The following is a 23,065-nucleotide window of genomic DNA, read 5'->3' as shown; positions in this document are numbered from 1 at the left end:
GCGCAGGGCCGTGATCGGATTGCTGAGGAACGGTCTGATCAGTTCGCCCGCCATCCGGCTCGAGGGCCAGCGGGTCTCGATCCGGCCGCCGCTGGCGCGCGACTGGCAGGAATGGTCCGACCTGCGCGAGCGCAGCCGGGCCTTCCTGACGCCGTGGGAACCGACTTGGCCGGCGGACGCGCTGGCCCGGACGGCTTATCTGCGCCGGCTGCGCCGCCAGATCATCGAGTGGCGCGACGACGAGGCCTACAGCTTCCTGGCCGTGGAGCGCCGCACCGACCGGGTGGTCGGCGGCATCGGCCTTAGCAACATCCGGCGCGGCGTGGCCCAGACGGGGACGCTGGGCTATTGGGTCGGCGAGACCTACGCCCGGCGCGGCTACATGAGCGAGGCGACCCGCCTGACCCTGGACTTCGCCTTCGGCCAGCTGGGACTTCATCGGATCGAAGCGGCGTGCCTTCCGACGAACGCGCCGAGCCGGGGCCTGCTGGAGAAGGTGGGATTCCAGTACGAGGGCTATGCCAGGGGCTACCTGCGCATCGACGGCGCCTGGCGCGACCACGTGCTCTACGCGATCCTGCGGGAGGAATGGCGGGGCTGAGGAACGTAGGTCGGCCTCGGCCGAAGGCCGACCTACGGCACTGATTTACTGATCACGGGGAAGGATGGCACCCTCGGCTGATATCCTGGTACCGAGGCTGTCGGCCCAGGCTTGCACAGACTGATGGTCGATGACCCAGCCGGAGTCAACGTCGGCCAGTGCCTCCAGGGTCAGGCGCCTCCGCTCTTCCTCTTGTCCGACCCAGGCTGACAGAGCCTGCCTGACGATCCAATCGTGCGAGCGATCAAGGCGCGCTGCCAACTGATCCACTTTCTCGGCGAGCGACAGCGGCACGTGCGCGGTCAGCACCTTGGTTTCCATACGGCAACTCGGCTCAAATTGAGAAAGACGTTACCGATCTGGGGTCGTCAGGTCGAGCGGAAAGCCGTCCATGGCCGATCATCCCACTCGCCGATTTGCATCGTACACCACATCGGTGAAATAGAGCCCGTCCGGCGGCGCCGTGGGGCCGCCTTTCGAGCGGTCGCGCGCTTCAAGGGCGGTGCGGACGCGTTCGACCGGCCAGCGGCCTTCGCCGACCAGCGCCAGGGTGCCGGTGATGTTGCGGATCTGATGGTGGAGAAAGGAGCGGGCGCGGGCGGTGATGCGGATCTCGGGGCCGGATCGGGTCACGGTCAGCACGTCGAGGGTCTTCACCGGGGATTTCGCCTGGCACAGGCTGGCGCGGAAGGTCGTGAAGTCGTGGCGGCCGATCAGGATCCTGGCGGCCGCGTCCATGGCCTCGGCGTCCAAGGGGCGGCCGATCTGCCAGGCGCGGCCGTCGTCCAGGGCGAGCGGAGCCCGCCGGTTGACGATGCGGTAGACATAGCCGCGCTCGACGGCGGACATTCGGGCGTGGAAATCGTCGGGGACCGGTTCTGCATCGAGCACCGCGATGGGAGCCGGCCGCAGATAGAAGTTCAGCCCGTCGCGGACGGCGCGTTCAGTCAGGACCTTCCCCAGGTCGAAATGGGCGGTCTGCCCCAGCGCGTGTACGCCCGCGTCCGTACGGCCGGCGCCATGGACGCGTACGGTCTCGCCCGACAGCTTCTCGACGGCTTCCTCCAGACATTGCTGGATCGAGGGACCGTTGTCCTGGCGCTGCCAGCCGACGAACCCGCGGCCGTCATACTCGACGGTGATCTTCCAGCGGCTCATGGCGCCGTCAGCGCGGTCCCGACCGGCAGCTGGAAGCCGCGCAGGAAGGCGTCCCCGTCCACCGCCGCCTTGCCGGGCCGCTGCACGCGGGTCAGGCGGACGGCGCCTTCAGCGCAGGCCACGGTCAGGCGATCGTCCAGCAGGGTGCCGGGAGCGGCGCCGGCGGGATTGCCGGCCGGTTCGGCGCCCAGCACCTTGATCCGTTCCTTGCCCAGGTCGAACCAGACGCCGGGCCAGGGGTTCAGCGCCCGCACCTGACGCTCCGTCTCGGCAGCGGAACGGTTCCAGTCCAGCCTGCCGTCCTCGCGGGTCAGCTTGGCGGCATAGGTGACGCCTTCCTCCGGCTGCGGCACCGCCGTCAGGCTTCCATCCGAAACACCGTCGAGCGCCGTCACGATCAGGTCGGCGCCCACGGCGGCCAGCGCGTCGTGCAACTCGACCGCGGTCGTCCGTTCCGTGATCGGAACGCTGCCCTTCAGCAGCATCGGCCCGGTGTCCAGGCCGGCATCCATCCGCATGATGGTGACGCCGGTCTCGGAATCTCCCGCCAGGAGGGCGCGGTGGATCGGGGCGGCGCCGCGCCAGCGCGGCAGCAGGGAGGCATGGATGTTCAGGCAGCCGAGGCGCGGCGCGTCCAGGATCGGCTGCGGCAGGATCAAGCCGTAGGCGGCGACGACCGCGCAGTCCAGGCCGAGGGCGGCGAAGTCGGCCTGGGCCTCGGCATTGCGGAGCGACTTCGGCGTCCGGACCGGGATGCCGCGGTCCTCCGCCAGCACATGGACCGGCGAGCGCTGCGTCTGGTGGCCGCGGCCGGCGGGCCGGGGCGGCTGGCTGTAGACGCAGGCGATCTCGTGTCCGGCGTCGATCAGGGCGCGGAGGCCGACCGCCGCGAACTCGGGAGTGCCCATGAAGGCGAGGCGGAGAGGGGTCATGTCCGGGTCCTCGAACTCGGGTCAGCGAAGGGGCGGCTTCTGGAAGACGGCGACCATGCGCCAGGCTTCCTCCGGATCGTCGATCGCGACGTCCAGGTCCAGCCCGCCGAACCAGGCGACCGCCTCCAGGCATCCGCTCGCACGCGCCAGCGCGTCCAGTTCCTGCACCGTGAAGCGGCGCTGGAAGGCCTTGTCCCGGATCACCTGCTTGCGCCCGCTTTCCCAGATGGTCAGCGTCGTGGTCACCTGGGCGACCTGGCTGACGGGATCGAGGCTGTCGCCCGGCGATCCCCAGCGGACCCGCACCCGCGTGCCGTCGCGGGTGACCTCCCAGCCGTCCTCGGTCGCGTCGTCGATGTTGAACAGCTCGCGCGGGTGGGGCAGCTCGACGATCAGCACGCCGCCGGGGGTCAGCGCCTCGGAGACCCGTTGCAGGCACGAGATGACCGCGCTGTTGGTCAGCAGGCAGGCGGCGGAGCCCAGCAGGAGCAGCGCCATATCGACCGGCCGGTCCAGCGCGAAACCGGTCATGTCGCCTTCCTGGTAGGCGATCTCGACCCCGGCCGCCTCGGCCTTTTCGGTGCCGTAACGGACCATGGCCGGCTCGCGGTCGAGCGCTACCGCCCGGAGCCCGCGCCCCGCCAGCTCGATCGCGTGGTTCGCCGGTCCCGCCGCCAGTTCAAGCACGCTTTCCGGAGCGCGGCCCAGGTGCCGGGCCGCGGCGGCGGTCAGGAAGTCGCATTCCTGCGCGAAGTCGCGATAGGCGAAGGCGATGTCGTAGTAGCGCGCGGCGCCGTAGATGCGGCCGTGCTGCGACTGGCCGGGCGGCGTTTCGGAAGTATCGGCCAAAGTCAGACCGTTTCCTGCGACCGCTTCTGTTTCTGGAGCTTACGCAGGATCATGTTGCGCTTCAGCAGCGACAGGTGATCGATGAACAGCACGCCGTTCAGGTGGTCGATCTCGTGCTGGATGCAGGTCGCCAGCAGATTGTCGGCGTCCAGTTCCCGCACCTCGCCGTCGCGGTCCAGGTAGCGCAGGCGCACCTGCTTCGGGCGCGTCACGTCGGCATAATGGTCGGGCAGGGAGAGGCAGCCCTCGTTATGGACCGACTTCTCGTCCGACTGCCACAGGATCTCGGGGTTCGCCATGGCGAAGGGCTGGGGCTTCTCTTCCTTCTCCGCCACGTCCACCACGATGACCCGCTTCAGGATGCCGATCTGCGGCGCTGCCAAGCCGATGCCGGGCGCCTTGTACATGGTCTCCAGCATGTCGTCCATCAGGGTGGCGATGGAGCCGTCGATGGCCTCGACCGGCTTCGCCTTGGTCTTCAGGACGGGATCGGGCGCGATGATGATGGGGCGGATGGCCATGGAGCCCTGTAGCGAATTCGGTCTATTGCGGGATGACTGTTGCAGATATGATTTCCGGGGCCGTGCGTCAAGCCGCAAGCTGGCCTGTTCAGGGAAGCGGGGCGGGCAGCCGCCATTCCTGGGCCTGGAGGCTTCGCGGCGCCTGGTCGAGCGGCTGGAGTTCGGGCAGTTCCGCGTTGTTCGGCGCCACGTGGAGGTCGCGGAAGCGCCGCGCGCTGACCAGCACGCGGGTCTCCAGCGTGCCGACCGCGCCGTTGTAGCAGTCCACCGCCTTGCCGAGCTGGCTGCCCAGCCGGTCCATGTGGCCGCCCAGGTCGCCCAGGCGCTTGTACAGCTCCGCGCCCAGGTCGCTGATCTCCCGCGCGTTGCGGGCCAGGTGCTCCTGCCGCCAGCCGTAGGCCACGGCGCGCAGCAGCGCGATCAGCGTCGTCGGCGTCGCCAGGATCACGCCGTTGTCGATGCCGGCCTCGATCAGGCTCGGATCATGCTCCAGCGCCGCGCTGAAGAAGTTCTCGCCGGGCAGGAACAGCACGACGAATTCCGGCGAGGCGGCGAACTGGTCCCAGTAGGCCTTGCCGCCCAACTGCTTCATGTGCTCCCGCACGTGGCGGGCATGCCGGATCAGGGCGTCGCGCCGGCCGGCATCCTCGGCCGAGCCGTTGGCGTCGAGATAGGCTTCGACCGGAGCCTTGGCGTCCACGACGATGGTCTTGTTGCCCGGCAGCTTGACCACCATGTCGGGGCGCAGCTTGTTGCCCTGGTCGCCGGTCACCGTCTGCTGCTCGAAGAAATCGCAATGGTCGACCATGCCGGCCATCTCGACCACCCGCTTCAGCTGGATCTCGCCCCAGCGGCCGCGGGCGACCGGCGAGCGCAGCGCCCGGACGAGGCTGGCCGTCTCGCCGCGCAGCTCGCGCTGGCTGTCCAGCAGGGAGAGCACCTGCTGCTTCAAGCCTTCGTAGGCGCCGATCCGCTCCTTCTCCAGGGTCTGGATCTGGCCGTCCATCTTCTCCAGCGATTGGCGCACCGGCGCCACCAAGTCGGAGATCGCCGCCTGCCGCTGCTCAAGGTCGCCGCGGGCATTCTCCTGGAAGCGCTCCAGCGTGGTGCGGGCGAGATCGAGGAAGCTCTGGTTGTTGCTGCGCAACGCTTCGGCCGACAGCGCCTTGAAGGCGTCGGACAGCTTCGCTTCGGCACGCTCCAGCAGGGCGATCTTCTCGGCCGAGGCGAGCCGCTCCTGTTCCAGCCGGGTCTGGAGCTGCGCATGGCCGGTCTGGGCGCGCCCGAGCTCCGCGCGGAGCGCGGAGAGCACCCGGTCCCGCTCCGCCAGATCGGCCCGCAGGTCGTCGTTCTGGCGCAACGCGAAGTCCGCCTCCGCCGCGAGCCGGCCGGCCTCCGCCTGGCCGATGCCGCCGCTGCGCAGCAGCAGGACGATTCCGGCTCCGAAGACGAAGCCCAGGATCAGCGACAGCACGTCGAGCGCGAACGGCATCCATTCTCCTTCCACCAAGTGACGGGATGCTACCGGATCGGGCGGAGAAAGAGAACAGGGGAAGAACGCATGCCTTTTGGCATTAATTAGAAGAAATCTTAAGGAGTATCGGATACATTCGCATTCATCTTTCCAACCAAGAGGAAGAACCGCAGTGGAAAACGTCCGCTCCTGTCATCATGGCTGCGCCGACGCGCATGCCGGGCATCCCCGTCGTACATTCCTGAAACTGGCGTCGCTCGGGGCCGGAGCCGCCCTCATGTCGGCCGGCCTGCCGGTGTCGGCGGCGCGGGCCGGGGGCAAGGCCGAGGTCCTTCTCCTGAGCTGCATGGACTACCGCCTGCTCGACGACATCGCGCGCTACATGGACGGGCGCGGCCTGACCGACAAATACGACCATGTCATCCTGGCCGGCGCCTCGCTCGGCGCTCTGGTCGACGCCAAGCCGGAGTGGGGAGCCACATTCTGGGGGCATGTGGACGCCGCGAAGAAGCTGCACGACATCCACAAGGTCATGATCATCGACCACCGCGACTGCGGCGCCTACAAGCTGTTCCTCGGTCCGGAAACGGCCAAGGATACGGAGACGGAGACCAAGGCCCACGCCCAGCAACTCCGCAAGCTAGCCGCGGCGATCTCGGCCAAGCATCCCGACCTCGCGGTGGAGTTGCTGCTGATGGCTCTGGACGGCAAGGTCGAGGCCATCCCGCTCGCCGCCTAGGGCGGCACGGCTAGAACGGGCGCCGGGACCGGAGCGCCGCAGTCAGGGTCCCGTCGTCCAGGTAGTCAAGCTCGCCGCCCACAGGCACGCCGTGGGCCAGACGAGATACCGTCACGTCGCAGTCGGCCAGCCGGTCGGTGATGTAGTGGGCGGTGGTCTGGCCCTCGACCGTGGCGTTCATCGCCAGGATCACTTCCGTCACCTCCGGCCGGCGGGCGCGGTTGATCAGGCCGGTGACGTTGAGGTCGTCGGGGCCGATGCCTTCCAGCGCCGACAGGGTGCCGCCCAGCACGTGGTAGAGGCCCTTGAAGGAGCCGGTGCGCTCCAGCGCCCACAGGTCGCCGACCTCCTCCACCACGCAGATCAGGGCGCCGTCGCGCCTTGGATCGGCGCAGACGGAGCAGGGATCGCGGGTGTCGAGGTTGCCGCACACCGAGCAGGTCTTGATAGCGTCCGCCGCCTCGTGCATGGCGTCGGCCAGCGGGCCCAGCAGGCTTTCGCGCCGCTTGATCAGGTGCAGCGCCGCCCGCCGCGCGGATCGCGGCCCCAGCCCGGGCAGCTTGGCCAGGAGTTGGATCAGGCGGTCGATCTCGGAACTGCTCAAATTCGCTCCCTGGCTTTGCCGGAGAATTGCGCTCTCCCGTCATAGCCGGGCTTGACCCGGCTATCTCCCGGCGGGAACGGGATCGTCTGAACGCCCGGGGATGACCGGGTCAAGCCCGGTCATGACGAAAAGGAGGCCGTTGCCAGTAGTCCGGCCCACGACGAAGAGGAAGGCCGGCGCGACCGGAGAGGCAGCCCTTCCGCTCAGAACGGCAGCTTCATGCCGGGCGGAAGCTTCATGCCGCCCATCAGCTTCTGGGTCTCCTCGGCGACATGCTGCTCGACCTTCAGCTTGGCGTCGTTGAAGGCGGCGACGATCAGGTCCTCGATCACCTCGACGTCGTCGGGATCGACCACGGACTTGTCCAGCTTGAGCTTCTTCATCTCGCCCTTGCCGTTGAGCGTGACGTTGACCATCCCGGCGCCGGACTGGCCGGTGACTTCGACCTCGGCCAGCGCGTCCTGCATCTGCTGCATGCGGGTCTGCATTTCCTGGGCCTGCTTCATCATTTGGCCGAGATTCTTCATGGCTTAAAATTCTCCTATGTCGTCCAGGTCGGACGGGGCTTCCTCGTAGAAATCGGTCTCAAGGGCGTCTTCCGCAAGCGCTCCGTCGGAGGTGGGTTCCGGTTCCGTCAAATCGCGCACTTCGGATATCTCGGAACCGGGGAAGATGTCGAGCACCGCGCGCACCACCGGATGCCGTGCCGCCTCCTCGCGCGCCCGGGTCTTGGCGTTGCGGTCCTGCTCGCCCAGGGTCGGCTCGCCGGGGGCGCCGGAGATCGTGACCATCCAGCGCCGGCCGGTCCATTCCGTCAGCAGCTTGCCGACCCGGCCGGAAAGCTCCGCCATGGCGCGGTCCTTCGGGCGGATCTCCAGCCGGCCCGGCTCGCACCGGACGCAGTGGACGCTGCTGTAGAGCTGGCCGTACAGCGAGCCCTCACGCATCTCGCCGAACAACTCGACCACCTCGCGGAAGGTCTTCGGTTCCGGCAGCGGTTCCGCCTCTCCGGCCTGTTCCGAAGGGGCCTGCTCGGGGGCGGCCTGCGCCGTCACGGCAGTTTCCGCCGCCGGCTGGGCCGAACCGGACTGGACGCGGGGCGGGGCCGAGTGGGCGACCGCCAGCGCCGGCCCGTTTGCCCGGGCACCGCCGCCCCCTCCACCGGCCCCTCCGCCGCCGTTGCCGCCGGCCGGCCCGCCCGAGGCTGCGCCGCCCTGGAGCTGGCGGATCAGGTCGGCCGGGTTGGGCAGGTCGGCGGAATAGGCCAGGCGCACCAGCACCATCTCGGCCGCGTCGAACGGCACCGGCGCGCTCTGCACCTCGCCCAGGCCCTTCAGCAGGATCTGCCAGGCCCGGGTCAGCGCGGGCATGCCCAGCTTGCCCGACAGTTCGCCGCCACGGACCCGTTCCGTCTCCGGCGTCCCCGGGTCGGTCGCGGTCTCCGGCACCACCTTGAAGCGGGTCAGGAAATGGGTGAAATCGAGCAGGTCCTGGAGCACCACGACCGGGTCGGCGCCGCTGCGGTGCAGGTCGGACAGGATGTCCAGCGCGTCGCGCGGCTGCCCGGTCATCGCCGACTCGAACAGGTCGACCACCCGGGCGCGGTCGGCCAGGCCCAGCATGTCGCGCACCTGGACCGCGGTCAGCCGTTCCCCGCCCAGCGCGATCGCCTGGTCGAGCAGGCTGAGCCCGTCGCGCGCCGAGCCGTCGGCGGCCCGCGCGATCAGCGCCATGGCGTCCGGCTCGACCGTCACGCCTTCCGCCTCGGCGACGCGGTTGAAATGCTTCACCAGCGTCTGGCTGTCGATCCGGCGCAGGTCGAATCGCTGGCAGCGCGACAGCACGGTGACCGGAACCTTGCGGATCTCCGTCGTAGCGAAGATGAATTTCACATGCTCGGGCGGCTCCTCAAGCGTCTTCAACAGGGCGTTGAAGGCGTTCTTGGTGAGCATGTGGACTTCGTCGATGATGTAGACCTTGTAGCGCGCCGACACCGGGCCGTAGCGCACGCCGTCGATGATCTCGCGGATGTCGTCCACGCCGGTCCGGCTGGCGGCGTCCATTTCCATCACGTCCACGTGCCGGTCGGCGGTGATGCTGCGGCAATTGTCGCAGACGCCGCAGGGCGTGATGGTCGGCCCACCGGTCCCGTCCGGGCCGGTGCAGTTCAGCGCGCGGGCGATGATGCGGGCGGTCGTGGTCTTGCCCACCCCGCGCACGCCGGTCAGCATGAAGGCATGGGCCAGGCGGCCCGAGCGGATGGCGTTGGTCAGCGTGCGGACCAGAGCCTCCTGGCCCACCAGTTCGGAGAAGTCGCGCGGACGGTACTTGCGCGCCAGGACCCGATAGGCCTTGCCGCCGGCTTCGGACGCGCCGTCGGCCGGCGCGGAGGTCAGGGGGGGGAGGGTCTGGTCGGTCAACACGATACTCTGGCGTCGGGCAACGGCGTTGCGGCCAGTCTAATCCCCGACGGCGGCATGTCGAAGCGGAAAGACGAACCGGCGCGGAGTGTCGGGTGATGCGAGGGAGATAAGTTGGGTGGGAGGCTGGACGAACGACCCGAGCCGAAACTCGTTACGGCTGCTTCCTTCCGGACCTGACCGGGTTGGCGAGGGACTCGTCCGCCGCCAACCTCCCACCGCCTATATGGCGCGCGGCGGCGCGCGGAGCAAGGGGAAACGCGCCGCCGCCGCGCGCAGGGCACAGATCCGGGATGAACTCCCTTCCCGAAACCGATCCGGTGTGCCACCTATATGCCCATGCCAAACAAGCCAAATTTCTACGCCGGCGGCGTGCTCGACAGGGTATCGGCGCAGCGCAAGGACCAGAGCTGGATCGACGCCATGTTCGCGGCGGCCGAGACCAGGATCGTGCCGATCTGGCGCGCCCAGAATTTCGTGGCCGGAGGAGCCGACCTGCCTCAGGCGGGGCTGCTCTCGGCGGCGGATCTGCCCGAGGGGGCGGAATACGTGCTGCTGGGCCTGCGCGACGGCACGGCCTATTTCGCCGCCGACCTGTCCCATGTCGAGGACCCGGCGGTCCATCCCGGCCTTTCCGAACGGGGCAGCTTCGCCGACCTGCGCAGCTTCGGCCCGCTGATGGCGCCGGAGGAGGGCAATATCCTGGCCTACGCCCGCGGCCTGACCTGGTGGCATGCCCGCCACCGGTTCTGCGGCGTCTGCGGCCATCCCACGGTCAGCGCGGAAGGCGGCCATGTCCGTCGCTGCACCAACCCCGACTGCGCCACGCCGCATTTCCCGCGGACCGACCCGGCCGTGATCATGCTGGTCCATGACGGCGACCGCTGCCTGCTGGGCCGCCAGTCGCGGTTTCCGCCGGGAATGTATTCGACCCTGGCCGGGTTCGTCGAGCCGGGCGAGAGCCTGGAAGAGGCGGTCGCCCGCGAGGTGCTGGAGGAGACCGGCATCCGGGTGGGTGAGGTGACCTACCATTCGTCCCAGCCCTGGCCGTTCCCGTCGTCGCTGATGCTGGGCTTCCACGCCGAGGCGGTGAGCCGGGACATCAGCATCGAGCAGGACGAACTGGAAGATGCCGGCTGGTTCAGCCGCGACGAGATCCTGACCACGTGGGGCGAGGGCGGGACCCACCGCCTGCCGCGCCCCGACTCGATCTCGCGCCGGCTGATCGAGGACTGGCTGCACGGCTGAGGCGGAGTTTCAGCACGGATCAGGCACGAAGGTCGCTGACCATGCCCTGATCCGTGTGCATCCGTGCCTGATCCGTGTTCATCAGTGATTTCAAGGTTCGGGTGCGCGAGGTGCCCGGCACCCGCGGGTTGCTCAATCGTCGCCGTGGGCCTGGCTCTGCTCGCGGCGGAAGGGATGGGCCGGGTAGACGCCCAGGATCTTCACCTCGCGGGCGAAGAACTCCAATTCCTCCAGCGCCAGGCGCAGGGGGCGCTCCTCCGGGTGGCCCTCGACGTCCACGTAGAACTGGGCGGCGGTGAAGCGGCCGTCCACCATGTAGCTTTCCAGCTTGGTCATGTTGACGCCGTTGGTCGCGAACCCGCCCATCGCCTTGTAGAGCGACGCCGGCACGCTGCGGACCCGGAACACGAAGGTCGTCACCACCGGGCCGGAATGGGGTGCGGGATGGATCGGCTCCCGCGCCATGATCAGGAACCGGGTGGTATTGTGCTCGGCGTCCTCGATCCCCTGCTTCAGGGACTTCAGGCCGTAGATCTCGCCGGCCAGCTCCGAAGCGATGGCGGCTTCCGTGACGTCGCCGCGCTGGGCGATCTCGGCCGCGGCGCCCGCGGTGTCGGCATGGGTGATCTCGCGCAGGCCCAGCGCCCGGGTCACCTTGCGGCACTGGGACAGGGCCTGGATGTGGCTGCGCACCACCTTGATGGTGTCGAGCGTGGCCCCCGGCGGCGCCAGAAGGTGATGGTTCACCCGCTGATAGTGCTCGCCGATGATGTGCAGCCCGCCCTGGGGCAGCAGGTGGTGGTTGTCGGCGACCCGCCCCGCGACCGAGTTCTCGACCGGGATCATGCCCAGTTCGGCCTCTCCCCCATGCACCGCGGCGAAGACGTCCTCGAAGGTGGCGCAGGGCAGGGTCTTCCGGTCGGGGAAGACGTTGCGGCAGGACAGGTCGGAGTAGGCGCCGGGCGAACCCTGGAAGGCGATCAGGCTGGATCTGGACATGGGACCGGAGGAAACTCGAGGACGGGGAAAGGGCCGGGTTCAGCGCTTGAGAAGCACCCGGGCGCGGGCGAGGTCGGCGGGAGTATCGACGCCGAGCGGAACCGCGTCAACGACGGCCACGTCGATCCGCATGCCTGCGGCCAAGGCGCGCAACTGCTCCAGCCGCTCCTGCTGTTCCAGGTGCGACGGCGGCAGCGACACGAATCGGGCCAGGGCCGAGCGCCGGTAGGCGTAGAGGCCTATATGGTGCAGCAGCGGCGCTTCCCCGGTCGGCGCGGTGGCGCGGGTGAAATAGAGCGCCCGGCCGCGCAGGGCGCCCGGCGCCCGCTCGACCACCGCCTTGACCACGTTAGGATTGCCGCGCTCGGTCGCGTCCTCGATCTCCACCGCCAGCGTGCCGATGTCGACCCCGGGCTCGTCCAGCAGCGCGTAGGCGGCGCGGATCGTAGCGGGAGATATCGTGGGCAGGTCGCCCTGGACATTGACCACCGCGTCGAACCTGCCCTCCGGGTCGAAGGACTGAAGCGCCTCGAAGATCCGGTCGGAGCCGGAGGGATGGTCCGGCCGGGTCAGCACGGCCTGGCCGCCGGCCTTGGTGACCGCGTCGGCGATCTCGGCCTCCGCGCAGGCGACCAGGACCGGGCCGATCTCGGCCTCGGTGGCGCGGCGCCAGACATGGACGATCATCGGCTCGCCGTTGATGTCGGCCAGCGGCTTGCCGGGCAGCCGCGTGGACGCGAGTCGCGCGGGCACGATGATGACCGGATTGCCCGGCCCGTTGCCCGGGATTCCCGGATTTTTCACGTCCCCATCACTTTGGGCGGGATTGTTCTGAGCAGGATTGGTTGGCATGGTGGCCATCTGCGACATTTGGGTTATAGCTGTGCGTGCGACATTTCGTCCCGAGGGTCAAGCTTCAAGGCGGCTGACCCCCGCGCCTCTGGACCCTATGTTGCGGACAAGGAAACAACAAGCCGCTGCGCGTGACAGCAGCCGGCCCGGCCGCTATCGTGCGGTGATTACAAGGGAATTGGGGACTCGCGGCATGTCGAGCATGGAATTCAACAAACTGTCCGGCGCCGTCCTTCTGGGCGGCCTGATCGCGATGATGTCCGGATTCATCGCGGAAGTACTGGTCGCACCGGAGCATCTGGAGCAGAACGCCTACGTCGTGGACACCAGCGCGGTCACCGCGTCGGCCCCTGCCGAGGAAGGTCCGGCCGAGCCGGAGCCGATCGCACCGCTGCTCGCATCGGCCGACCCGACGGCCGGCGAGCGCGCGGCGCGGGCCTGCGCCTCCTGCCACTCCTTCGAGAAGGGCGGCGCCGCCAAGGTGGGCCCCAACCTATGGGGCGTCGTCGGCGGTCCGCACGGCCATATGGAAGGCTTCGCCTACAGCGCCGCGATCGCGGACATGCCCGGCAACTGGGACTACGAGGCACTGAACCATTTCCTGCTGAATCCCAAGCAGTACGCTCCCGGTACCAAGATGAACTTCGCCGGCATCAAGAAGCCCGAGGATCGGGCGAACCTGATCGCCTGGCTGCGCACCCAGGCCGACGAGCCGGCGCCGCTGCCTCAGTAACCTGCTGACGCTCCAATCCCGTCCGACCGGATGACCAGAGACATGACGGCTTCATACAATACCGATCAACCGGTCACCCCGTCGGGCGGGACGGTGGATCTCGCGTGCCGCCTCGCCGATGCCGCCGGCAGCGTGATCCGCAGGTACTTCCGCACTCCGTTCGAGGTGGACGACAAGCCGGACAATTCGCCGGTCACCGTCGCCGACCGCGAGGCCGAGGCGGCGATCCGATCGATCCTGGCCGCGGAGCGGCCGGACGACGGCATCGTCGGCGAGGAGCACGGGACGACCAACCCCGACGCCGACTGGCTGTGGGTGATCGACCCGATCGACGGCACGAAGTCCTTCATCACCGGCCGCCCGACCTTCGGCATCCTGGTGGCTCTGCTTCACCGGGGCGTTCCCGTGCTGGGCGTGATCGACCAGCCGATCGTCGGCGACCGCTGGGTCGGCGTCGAAGGGCGCCCGACCACGCTGAACGGCAAGGCCGTCCGGGTGCGGGCTTGCCCCACTCTGGGACGCGCCACCCTGAACACAACCTCGCCCGACCTGTTCGGGCAGCACGATTTCACCGCCTTCCGCCGCGTCGCGGACGAGGTCAAGCTGACCATGTACGGCGGCGACTGCTACGCCTACGGGCTGCTGGCCGCCGGATTCGTCGACCTGGTGGTCGAAGCCGGGCTGAAGCTGTACGATTTTGCGGCGCTGGTCCCTGTGGTCCAGGGGGCCGGCGGGATCATGACGGATTGGGCGGGAGCGCCGCTCGGCCCGGGCTCCGACGGCCGCGTGCTGGCCGCCGGTGATATGGCCGGTCATACGGAGGCGCTGCGGCGCCTCGGCGTTATGCCATTCGGTTGATATCCCGGCAATCTTTTCGCTTTCTCCTGCCCATCCCCCATCGCCATCTGATAAGAGTCGAGTCCGCGCGGCCACCGACCGGCTGCGCCGCTCCCTAACCCTTGCGCCTGAGACCAGGGAATGTCCGCCATGCTGATCCCGAAACCAGCCCAGTCAGCTTACGAGAATGCCGACACTGACATCCGCGAGATGCTCGACCGGATGATCGCCGAACTTCAGGCCACCCCCTCCTGGGAACAGCGCAGCACCCAGTTCCTCGAGATCATCGACGCCCTGGAACTGGCGTTCGAGGGGGACGAGGATGCGGACGAAGAGTATGACGGGGAGGCCGAGGGGCTGGATGCGGCCGACCTGGACGACGACGACCTGGATGAGGACGACGAACTCGACGGGGATGAGTTCGATGACGAGGATGACGAGTATGTGGAGTCGCAGGCCGCGGCCGACGGGAAGGTGAACGGCTGGCACGCCGACGACGTGGTTCCGGCCGACGACGGCGATGACGACGATGCGGTCGTGGTCGAGGAATTCGCCGACGTGCTGCCCTTCTATGTCGGCGCCGTCCTGGAGCGGCTGGGCGAGACCAAGATCGAGCGCCCCGAGCAGGCCGCCTTCTATCTGCTGTCGTGTCACCCGGAGCATACCGAGGCGGCGCAGTCCTGGCTGGAGAAGGGCGCCAACATGAAGCGCTTCCAGAAGTTCGTCGACGATACGCCCGACTACGAGGCGATCCTGGAGATGATGGACGAACGCTACGGCGAAGAGGACGACGACGAAGACGAGGACGAATGAGCCGGCGGCTCCGGCCCCCGGCATTGGCTCCGCTTGCGAGGAATCTTCCCGGATGAAACTCCTCTTCGCCGTCCCGGTGCTTCTGCTCGTCCTGGTTTCCGGCGGCCATGCCGAAGATCCCGTCATCCGGACGCATGCGCTGGCGGAGTTCAGCACGCCCAGGTACGGCGCCGGCTTCGCCCATTTCGACTATGTCGATCCCGCGGCTCCGAAGGGCGGCGCCGTCGTCACGGCGGAACCGGGAAGTTTCGACAGCCTCAACCCGATCATCCTGCGCGGACAGGTGCCCCGGGGCCTAGACATCGTCTCCGAGACCCTGTTCACGGGGTCCGGCGACGAGCTGGACGTGGTCTACGGCCTGCTCGCCGAAACGGCGGAATACCCCGAGGACAAGAGCTGGGTGGTGTTCAACCTGCGCCCGCAGGCCCGGTTCCATGACGGCCATCCGGTGACGGCCGGCGATTTCGTGTTCGGCTGGAAAGCCATCGAGCAGCATGGAAGGCCCTTCCTCAAGAGCTTCCTGGAGGATATCGCGGCGGTCGAGGCGCTGGACGAGCATCGACTGAAGGTGAGCTTCAAGAGCCGGGGGGAGATGAAGCCCCTGATCCGCGCCGCCGGCATCCTGACGCCGGTGCCGGAGCACTGGTGGACCGCGGAGAACCGCGACATTTCCAAGACGACCCTGGAACCGCCGCTCACCAGCGGACCCTACCGGGTCACGGCGGTCGATCCCGGCCGGTCGATCACCTATGGGCGGGTGCCCGACTATTGGGGCCGCGGCCTGCCGATCAATGTCGGCCAGAACAACTTCGACACCGTGCGGACGGACTTCTACCGCGACGACGACGTGATGTTCGAGGCGTTCAAGGGCGGCGCCTACGATTTCCGGCAGGAGAACCGGGCCCAGCGCTGGACCTCGGGCTACGACATTCCCCAGGTGAAGGACGGCAGGATCGAGAAGCGCACGATCGCCAACGAGCGGCCGTTCGGCGCGCAGGGAATCCGCTTCAACATGCGCCGGCCGCAGTTCGCCGATCCGAGGGTGCGCCTGGCGCTGTCATACCTCTACGATTTCGAGTGGCTCCAGAAGAATATCCTGTACGGCCAGTACCGCCGGGTGAAGAGCAACTTCCCCAACAGCGACTTCGGCGCCAGCGGTGCTCCGACGCCGGCGGAACTCGCCATCCTGGAGAAGTACCGGGGCCGCGTCCCGGAGGAGGTCTTCACCACCGCCTACGAGCCGCCTTCCACCGACGGGTCGGGCAACAACCGCGACAATGTCCGGAAGGCGCTGGCGCTGTTCCGCGAGGCGGGCTTCCAGACACGCGAGAACAAGCTGGTCGATGCCGGGACCGGGCGGCAATTGCGGATCGAGTTCCTGGACGACAACCAGTCGATGGTCCGGGTGATGCAGCCCTATGTCACGGCGCTCCAGCGGGTCGGCATCGACGCGTCGATCCGGATCGTCGACAGCGCCCAGCACCAGGCCCGGACGGACGATTTCGACTTCGACGCCGTGATGGTGTTCTTCAACTTCTTCCCGCCGCCGGGCACCGAGCAGCGCAGCTATTTCGGGTCGGCCGCGGCCGACGTGAAGGGGTCGGCCAACTATGCCGGCATCAAGGACCCGGTGGTCGACGCGCTGATTGAGGAGGTCGTCGCGGCGAAGGACCTGGAGACCCTGCAGGCGACGTCGCGGGCGCTCGACCGGGTGCTGCTGTGGCAGCACGCCATGATCCCGCAATGGTACAACGACCAGACCTGGATCGCCTATTGGACCAAGTTCGGCTGGCCGGAGCGCAAGCCCCGTTACGAGGTGGGCTTCCCGTCGACCTGGTGGTCGAAGGAGGCGGCGCGCTGAACCGTCCGCCCCGGATCGGTTTCGCCTTGATTAAGCCCGATTCGGCTGCAAAACGCAGAAGTACGGGAATGCCGGAACGATTGTCACGCAAGGATGCGGCCTTGCCGCGGGAGAGATGAGGGCCGGATGAAGAGACTGCTTGCCGCCGCCGTTTGCCTGGGAACCCTGCTGATGGGCGGGACCGCTCCCGTCCTGGCCCAGGATGCGGGAGAGAAGATCACGCGGACCTGGGCCATGGCCGAGTTCGGCGAACCGCTCTACGGCCCGGACATGCGGCACTGGCCCTATGCCAACCCCGACGCGCCCAAGGGCGGCTCGGTCGTGCTGGGCGCCTTCGGCAGCTTCGACAGCCTCAACACCTATATCCTGCGGGGGAGCTGGCCGACCGGCATCGGGCTGATCTCCGACAGCCTGATGACCGGGTCGGGCGACGAGCTGTCCTCCGCCTACGGCCTGATCGCCGAGACCGCCGAGTATCCAGAGGACAAGAGCTGGATCATCTTCAACCTGCGGCCGGAGGCCCGCTGGCACGACGGCCATCCGATCACCGCCGACGATTTCAAGTTCGCGTTCGACACCATCAAGGAGCATGGGCGGCCGTTCCTCCAGAGCTTCTACGAGGATGTCAGCGGCGTCGAGGTGCTGGACCCCCGGAGGCTCAAGTTCACCTTCAAGACGCGCGACAGCATGAAGCCGCTGCTGACCGTGGCGTCCAGCTCCCCGCTGCCGCGGCACTGGTGGACGGCCGAGGGGCGCGACATCACCAAGACCACGCTGGAGCCGATCCTGGGCAGCGGCGCCTATCGGATCAAGGCGATCGACGCCGGGCGCTCGATCACCTACGAGCGGGTGGCGGACTATTGGGCGGCGGACCTGCCGGTGAACCGCGGCCTGAACAATATCGACCAGATCCGGTACGACTATTACCTGGACGACACCGTGCTGGCGGAGGCCTTCATGTCCGGCCGGATCGATTTCCGGCAGGAGAACCGCGCCCAGCGCTGGAACCAGAGCTACGATGTGCCCGCCGTCAAGGACGGCAGCATGATCAAGCGGGTGGTGCCGGACCAGACGCCGCGCGGGACCCAGGGCTATATCTTCAACCTGCGCCGGCCGCAGTTCCAGGACGTCCGGGTGCGCGAGGCGATCACCCTCCTCTATGATTTCGAGGCGATCCAGCGGACCCTGCTGTTCGGCGAGTACAAGCGCGTGAAGAGCTGGTTCCCCAACTCGGAGTTCGGCGCCAGCGGTCCGCCAGACCCCAAGGAACTGTCGATCCTGGAGAAGTACAGGGACAAGGTCCGGCCGGAGGTGCTGACCAAGGCGTACGAGCCGCCGGTGACGGACGGGTCCGGCAACATCCGCGCCAACCTGCGGGAGTCGCTCCGCCTGTTCAGGGAGGCCGGCTGGGAGCTGAAGAACAACCGCCTCGTCAACGCGGCCGGCGAGCAGATGCGGATTGAGATCCTGCTGGTCAGCCCGGCGCTGGTCCGGCTGACCGAACCGTTCGTGCAGAACGCCAGGCGCGCCGGCATCGACGCCTCGATCCGCGTGGTGGACACCTCCCAGTACCAGGTGCGGATCGACGATTTCGACTACGACCTGCTGTCGGTCGCGCTGAACTTCTTCCCGCCGCCGGGCGCCGAGCAGCGCAGCTATTTCGGGTCGGTCGCCGCCGGGACCCGGGGTTCGGGCAACCTGGCCGGCATCAAGGACCCGGTCGTGGACGGCCTGATCGAGGAGCTGATCGCCGCCCGGGACCTGGATACGCTGGCCGCGACCAACCGCGCGCTGGACAGGGTGCTGTCCTGGGGCTGGTACCAGATCCCGCAATGGTACAACGACGAGTCCTGGCTGGTTTACTGGAACAAGTTCGGCTATCCGGAGACGATGGCGAAATACACGATCGGCTTCCCCACCACCTGGTGGGTAGATACCGGCAAGCAGGCGTCCGTCCGCTCGCCCGGTTGAAGCGGAATTCCAGAAAGCAGCGATTGAGGAGACGAGGATGCTGGCCTACATCGTCCGCCGCCTGCTGCTGATCATCCCGACCCTGCTCGGGATCATGGTGATCAATTTCCTGATCGTGCAGGCGGCTCCCGGCGGCCCGATCGAGCAGACGCTCGCCCAGCTCCAGGGGACGGGGGTGGATGCCACGGCGCGGATCGGCGGCACGTCGGGCGGCGGCGACCTGCCGCCCCAGGCCCAGCAGTCGGGCGGCGAGCAGGTCACCGGCCGCTACCGGGGCGCCCAGGGACTGGACCCCGAGTTCATCAAGGAGCTGGAGCGGCAGTTCGGCTTCGACAAGCCGCTGCACGAGCGCTTCCTCCAGATGATGGCCAGCTACCTGACCTTCGATTTCGGGACCAGCTATTTCCGCGACCAGCGGGTGATCGACCTGGTGATCGACAAACTGCCGGTGTCGATCTCCCTGGGGTTGTGGACCACGCTCATCACCTACCTGATCTCGATCCCGCTGGGCATCCGAAAGGCGGTGCGCGACGGGTCGAAGTTCGACATCTGGACCAGCGGCGTGGTCATCGTCGGCTATGCCATTCCCAGCTTCCTGTTCGCCGTGCTGCTGATCGTGCTGTTCGCCGGCGGCCGCTATCTCGACTGGTTCCCGCTGCGCGGGCTGACCAGCGAGGGCTGGGACCTGATGCCCTGGTGGCAGCAGGTGCTGGACTATTTCTGGCACATCACCCTGCCGGTGGTGGCGCTGGTGATCGGCGGCTTCGCCGGCCTGACCATGCTGACCAAGAACAGCTTCATGGAGGAGGTCAACAAGCAGTACGTCATCACCGCGCGGGCCAAGGGGCTGGGCGAGGGGCGGGTGCTGTACGGCCACATCTTCCGCAACGCCATGCTGATCGTGATCGCCGGGTTCCCCGGAGCCTTCATCGGCATCCTGTTCACCGGGTCGCTGCTGATCGAGGTGATCTTCTCGCTGGACGGGCTGGGGCTGCTGGGCTTCGAGGCGGCGATCAACCGCGATTATCCCGTGATGTTCGCGACGCTCTATATCTTCACGCTGCTGGGACTGCTGATGAACCTGATCGGCGACCTGACCTATGTCGCGGTCGATCCCCGCATCGACTTCGAGGCGAGGAGGACGTGATGGACGATGCCCGAACCATTCCCCCCGCCGCCCCGGCGGACCGCTTCCTGGGCATGCGCATCACGCCGATCACGCGGCGGCGGCTGCACAACTTCAAGGCCAACCGTCGGGGATTCTGGTCCCTGTGGATCTTCCTGATCCTCTTCACGCTGAGCCTGTTCGCCGAGTTCATCGCCAACGACAAGCCGCTGCTGATCCGCTACGACGACGCGTTCTACATGCCGATCTTCACGGTCTATCCGGAGACCACGTTCGGCGGCGAGTTCGAGACCCAGGCCGACTACCGCGACCCGTTCGTGCGCGACCTGATCGACGAGAAGGGCTGGATGATCTGGCCGGTGATCCGCTACTCCTACCGGACCATCAACTACGACCTGACCGTCCCGGCCCCGGCGCCGCCGTCCTCCGAGAACTGGCTGGGCACCGACGACCAGGGGCGCGACGTGGTGGCGCGGCTGATCTACGGCTTCCGCATCTCGATCCTGTTCGGGCTGACGCTGACGATCTTCTCCTCGATCATCGGCATCGCGGCCGGAGCGGTGCAGGGCTATTTCGGCGGCACGACCGACCTGCTGTTCCAGCGCTTCATCGAGATCTGGTCGGGACTGCCCACGCTCTACCTGCTGATCATCCTGGCCAGCGTGGTCGAGCCGAACTTCTGGTGGCTGCTGGGACTGCTGCTGCTGTTCAACTGGATGAGCCTGGTCGGCGTCGTCCGGGCGGAGTTCCTGCGCGCCCGCAACTTCGACTATGTCAGGGCGGCCCGCGCGCTGGGCGCCGGCGACGTGCTGATCATGGTCAAGCATGTGCTGCCCAACGCCATGGTGGCGACGCTGACCTTCATGCCCTTCATCCTGAACGGCTCGATCACTACCCTGACCGCGCTCGACTTCCTGGGCTTCGGCCTGCCGCCCGGCTCGCCGTCGCTGGGCGAGCTGCTGGCCCAGGGCAAGGCCAACCTGCAGGCACCCTGGCTGGGCCTGACCGCCTTTTTCACGCTCGCCATCATGCTGAGCCTGCTGATCTTCATCGGCGAGGCGGTGCGCGACGCCTTCGATCCCCGGAAGTCGGTCGGCCCGCTGCCCCGCAAAGGGCTGACGGCCAACCCGGCCGCCGCGTCGGCGGAGAAGAAGGCGGCGGCGGAATGAACGGCCCGGAATGAACAAAGGGAAACCATCAGCATGACCGACCTGCTCTCCGTCCGCGACCTGGCGGTCGATTTCCGGCTGTCGGGCGGCGAGGTCCGTGCCGTCCGGGGCGTGTCGTTCGACATCAAGGCGGGCGAGACCCTGGCGCTGGTCGGCGAGTCGGGTTCCGGCAAGTCGGTGACCGCCCTGTCGATCCTGCAGCTCCTGCCCTATCCCATGGCGGCGCATCCGGCCGGCAGCAGCATCCGCTTCAAGGGGACCGAGCTGGTGGGGGCGGAGGAGAAGACGCTCCGGGAAGTTCGCGGCGACCGCATCGCCATGATCTTCCAGGAGCCGATGACCTCCCTGAACCCGCTCCACACCATCGAGAAGCAGATCAACGAGACCTTGTTCCTGCACAAGGGGCTGACCCGCTCGGCCGCCCGGCGGCGCACGCTGGAACTGCTGCGCCTCGTCGGGTTGCCGGAAGCGGAGAAGCGTCTGGCGGCGTACCCCCACGAGCTTTCGGGCGGCCAGCGCCAGCGCGTGATGATCGCCATGGCGCTGGCCAACGAGCCGGACCTGCTGATCGCGGACGAGCCGACCACCGCGCTGGACGTGACGATCCAGGCCCAGATCCTGGAGTTGCTGAAGGACCTCCAGCGCCGCTTCAACATGGCGTTGCTGCTGATCACCCACGATCTCGGCATCGTGCGCAAGATGGCGGACCAGGTCTGCGTCATGAACCAGGGCGAGATCGTCGAGAAGGGGTCCAACGCGGAGCTGTTCGCCGGTCCGCGCCACCCCTATACCCAGCGGCTGCTGGCGGCGGAGCCGAAGGGCAACCCGGCGCCGCCGCCCGAGGACGCGGCCGACGTGATGATCGCGCGGGACATCAAGGTCCATTTCCCGATCAGGAAGGGACTGCTGCGCCGGACCGTCGATCACGTCCGGGCGGTGGACGGCATCAGCGTCACGGTGCGCGAGGGACACACCGTCGGCGTGGTCGGCGAGTCGGGGTCGGGCAAGACGACGCTGGGGCTGGCGCTGCTGCGCCTGCACGCCAGCCAGGGCGCCATCCGCTATGACGGCAAGGATATCCAGGGCTGGCAGGCCAAGCAGATGCGCCCGCTGCGCCGGGAGATGCAGGTTGTCTTCCAGGACCCCTACGGCAGCCTCAGCCCCCGCCTGTCTGTCGCCCAGATCATCGAGGAAGGGCTGAAGATCCACGGCATCGGCAGCAGGGCCGAGCGGGAGGCGATGATCGCCCGGTCGCTGGAGGAGGTCGGGCTGGACCCGGCCAGCCGCAACCGCTATCCGCACGAGTTCTCCGGCGGCCAGCGCCAGCGGATCGCGATCGCCCGCGCCATGGTGCTGAAGCCGCGATTCGTCGTCCTGGACGAGCCGACCTCGGCCCTGGACATGTCCGTCCAGGCGCAGATCGTCGACCTGCTGCGGGACTTGCAGGTGAAGCACAACCTGGCCTATCTCTTCATCAGCCATGACCTGAAAGTGGTAAGGGCCCTCTCCAACGAGGTGATCGTGATGAAGGACGGCAAGGTGGTCGAATCGGGTCCGACGCGGCAGATCTTCGAGGCGCCCCGGCAGGACTATACCCGCGCCCTCATCGCCGCGGCGCTGAACCTGGTCGCGGTCAAGACCTCCGACGTGCGGATGTGACGGGCGGGGTCCGGTTCGCCGGCTTCTGGATCCGGGCCGCGGCGGCCCTGGTCGACGGCTTCGTCCTGGGGCTGGTATCGGCCTTCATCGGCATCGTCGTCGTCTCCGCGATGCTGTGGATCGGCATCGGGGAGGGGACGGCCCAGGGTGTCGGGCAGGTGCTGAGCACGGTCGTGGCGATCGCCTACTATACCGGTTTCCATTCGTCCGAACGCCGGGCTACGCCGGGCAAGCGGGTGCTCGGGATCCATGTCATGACCCGCGACGGCGGCAGGCTGACCCCGGCGCGGGCGCTCGGGCGGTACTTCGCGCTGATCCTGTCGGCGATAACCTTCGGCCTGGGCTACCTGATGGCGGGCTGGACCAGGGACAAGACGGCGCTTCATGACCTGGTCTGCTCGACCCGCGTCGTCTACGACGCGCCGGCCTGAATTATTATCTACTTAAGATTCTTGGCGGATAGTCGTCCGCATCCTTCCGCCCCAGGCTGAGTGCCAGC

23 protein-coding genes and 1 other RNA gene are annotated in these 23,065 nt (G+C 67.9%); 12 read left to right on the top strand and 12 right to left on the bottom strand.

Translation table 11 applies throughout. The features are described 5' to 3' along the window. The first annotated feature begins 10 nt into the window (after window positions 1-10). Window positions 11-601 carry a GNAT family N-acetyltransferase gene (locus tag JL100_RS24935; protein WP_202680770.1) on the top strand — a complete coding sequence of 197 codons (591 nt, stop codon included), beginning with the start codon at window positions 11-13 and terminating at the stop codon, window positions 599-601. Between the two features lie 45 nt (window positions 602-646). Here JL100_RS24935 and JL100_RS24930 read toward each other — a convergent pair whose 3' ends face one another. The 6 genes from JL100_RS24930 to rmuC form a co-directional block, all read right to left on the bottom strand. Continuing rightward, window positions 647-922: a CopG family ribbon-helix-helix protein gene (locus JL100_RS24930; protein ID WP_202680575.1), complete on the bottom strand. Its 276-nt coding sequence runs from the start codon at window positions 920-922 to the stop codon at window positions 647-649. Between the two features lie 78 nt (window positions 923-1,000). After that, window positions 1,001-1,759 (bottom strand): tRNA pseudouridine(38-40) synthase TruA, encoded by a 759-nt coding sequence (gene truA, locus JL100_RS24925; protein WP_202680574.1) that lies wholly within the window; start codon window positions 1,757-1,759, stop codon window positions 1,001-1,003. Further along, the gene (gene fmt, locus JL100_RS24920) at window positions 1,756-2,691 is read right to left on the bottom strand and encodes a methionyl-tRNA formyltransferase (protein ID WP_202680573.1); all 936 of its coding nucleotides are present in this window, start codon (window positions 2,689-2,691) and stop codon (window positions 1,756-1,758) included. The genes truA and fmt overlap by 4 nt, the downstream gene beginning before the upstream one ends. Before the next feature lie 21 nt (window positions 2,692-2,712). Beyond that, a complete protein-coding gene (locus JL100_RS24915) occupies window positions 2,713-3,540 on the bottom strand; it encodes a class I SAM-dependent methyltransferase (RefSeq protein ID WP_202680572.1) in 828 nt (275 codons plus the stop codon). Between the two features lie 2 nt (window positions 3,541-3,542). Then, window positions 3,543-4,061, bottom strand: coding sequence for a peptide deformylase (gene def, locus JL100_RS24910; RefSeq protein WP_202680571.1), 519 nt, complete (start codon window positions 4,059-4,061; stop codon window positions 3,543-3,545). Window positions 4,062-4,149: 88 nt separating this feature from the next. Beyond that, window positions 4,150-5,553, bottom strand: coding sequence for a DNA recombination protein RmuC (rmuC, locus tag JL100_RS24905; RefSeq protein ID WP_202680570.1), 1,404 nt, complete (start codon window positions 5,551-5,553; stop codon window positions 4,150-4,152). A 154-nt stretch (window positions 5,554-5,707) separates the two neighbouring features. Between rmuC and JL100_RS24900 the strand changes: the two genes are divergently transcribed. Further along, a complete protein-coding gene (locus JL100_RS24900; protein WP_202680569.1) occupies window positions 5,708-6,274 on the top strand; it encodes a carbonic anhydrase in 567 nt (188 codons plus the stop codon). A gap of 10 nt (window positions 6,275-6,284) precedes the next feature. On the opposite strand, the gene recR is transcribed toward JL100_RS24900, so the two are convergent. From recR to ffs, 4 genes are all read right to left on the bottom strand, one after another. Next, entirely contained in the window at window positions 6,285-6,878 is a 594-nt protein-coding gene (gene recR / locus JL100_RS24895; RefSeq protein ID WP_202680568.1) for a recombination mediator RecR, read from the bottom strand. Between the two features lie 203 nt (window positions 6,879-7,081). Beyond that, complete coding sequence (locus tag JL100_RS24890; RefSeq protein ID WP_158043564.1) at window positions 7,082-7,405, bottom strand: YbaB/EbfC family nucleoid-associated protein; 324 nt, start codon at window positions 7,403-7,405, stop codon at window positions 7,082-7,084. A gap of 3 nt (window positions 7,406-7,408) precedes the next feature. After that, window positions 7,409-9,298, bottom strand: coding sequence for a DNA polymerase III subunit gamma/tau (locus JL100_RS24885; RefSeq protein ID WP_202680567.1), 1,890 nt, complete (start codon window positions 9,296-9,298; stop codon window positions 7,409-7,411). Between the two features lie 118 nt (window positions 9,299-9,416). Further along, an RNA gene (gene ffs, locus JL100_RS24880) (signal recognition particle sRNA small type) lies at window positions 9,417-9,514 on the bottom strand. A gap of 123 nt (window positions 9,515-9,637) precedes the next feature. On the opposite strand from ffs, the gene nudC reads away from it, so the two are divergent. Continuing rightward, entirely contained in the window at window positions 9,638-10,546 is a 909-nt protein-coding gene (gene nudC / locus JL100_RS24875) for an NAD(+) diphosphatase (RefSeq protein WP_202680566.1), read from the top strand. A gap of 132 nt (window positions 10,547-10,678) precedes the next feature. On the opposite strand, the gene JL100_RS24870 is transcribed toward nudC, so the two are convergent. Beyond that, on the bottom strand, window positions 10,679-11,545 hold the full coding sequence (locus JL100_RS24870; protein ID WP_202680565.1) for a prephenate dehydratase: 867 nt from the start codon (window positions 11,543-11,545) through the stop codon (window positions 10,679-10,681). Window positions 11,546-11,584: 39 nt separating this feature from the next. Beyond that, window positions 11,585-12,349: a 3-deoxy-manno-octulosonate cytidylyltransferase gene (locus tag JL100_RS24865; protein WP_228420890.1), complete on the bottom strand. Its 765-nt coding sequence runs from the start codon at window positions 12,347-12,349 to the stop codon at window positions 11,585-11,587. Window positions 12,350-12,599: 250 nt separating this feature from the next. On the opposite strand from JL100_RS24865, the gene JL100_RS24860 reads away from it, so the two are divergent. The 9 genes from JL100_RS24860 (at window position 12,600) to JL100_RS24820 (ending at window position 22,997) form a co-directional block, all read left to right on the top strand. Next, window positions 12,600-13,130, top strand: coding sequence for a c-type cytochrome (locus JL100_RS24860; RefSeq protein ID WP_323378310.1), 531 nt, complete (start codon window positions 12,600-12,602; stop codon window positions 13,128-13,130). A gap of 42 nt (window positions 13,131-13,172) precedes the next feature. Further along, window positions 13,173-13,988 (top strand): histidinol-phosphatase, encoded by an 816-nt coding sequence (gene hisN, locus JL100_RS24855; protein WP_202680562.1) that lies wholly within the window; start codon window positions 13,173-13,175, stop codon window positions 13,986-13,988. Window positions 13,989-14,117: 129 nt separating this feature from the next. Beyond that, on the top strand, window positions 14,118-14,780 hold the full coding sequence (locus JL100_RS24850; RefSeq protein WP_202680561.1) for a hypothetical protein: 663 nt from the start codon (window positions 14,118-14,120) through the stop codon (window positions 14,778-14,780). Window positions 14,781-14,832: 52 nt separating this feature from the next. After that, window positions 14,833-16,641 carry an extracellular solute-binding protein gene (locus JL100_RS24845; RefSeq protein ID WP_202680560.1) on the top strand — a complete coding sequence of 603 codons (1,809 nt, stop codon included), beginning with the start codon at window positions 14,833-14,835 and terminating at the stop codon, window positions 16,639-16,641. A gap of 126 nt (window positions 16,642-16,767) precedes the next feature. Next, entirely contained in the window at window positions 16,768-18,612 is a 1,845-nt protein-coding gene (locus JL100_RS24840) for an extracellular solute-binding protein (protein ID WP_202680559.1), read from the top strand. Between the two features lie 37 nt (window positions 18,613-18,649). Continuing rightward, window positions 18,650-19,759 carry a microcin C ABC transporter permease YejB gene (locus tag JL100_RS24835; protein WP_202680558.1) on the top strand — a complete coding sequence of 370 codons (1,110 nt, stop codon included), beginning with the start codon at window positions 18,650-18,652 and terminating at the stop codon, window positions 19,757-19,759. Continuing rightward, window positions 19,759-20,907: an ABC transporter permease gene (locus tag JL100_RS24830; RefSeq protein WP_228420889.1), complete on the top strand. Its 1,149-nt coding sequence runs from the start codon at window positions 19,759-19,761 to the stop codon at window positions 20,905-20,907. Before JL100_RS24835 ends, JL100_RS24830 begins: the two co-directional genes overlap by 1 nt. A 33-nt stretch (window positions 20,908-20,940) precedes the next feature. Continuing rightward, window positions 20,941-22,566 (top strand): ABC transporter ATP-binding protein, encoded by a 1,626-nt coding sequence (locus JL100_RS24825; protein ID WP_202680557.1) that lies wholly within the window; start codon window positions 20,941-20,943, stop codon window positions 22,564-22,566. Beyond that, a complete protein-coding gene (locus JL100_RS24820; protein WP_202680556.1) occupies window positions 22,563-22,997 on the top strand; it encodes an RDD family protein in 435 nt (144 codons plus the stop codon). Before JL100_RS24825 ends, JL100_RS24820 begins: the two co-directional genes overlap by 4 nt. Window positions 22,998-23,065: the final 68 nt, after the last annotated feature.

The sequence above is a fragment of the Skermanella mucosa genome (genome assembly GCF_016765655.2).
GTDB classification, from domain to species: Bacteria; Pseudomonadota; Alphaproteobacteria; order Azospirillales; family Azospirillaceae; genus Skermanella; species Skermanella mucosa.
Note: the sequence above shows the minus strand (reverse complement) of the source record. Positions and strands in the feature narration are given on the sequence as shown.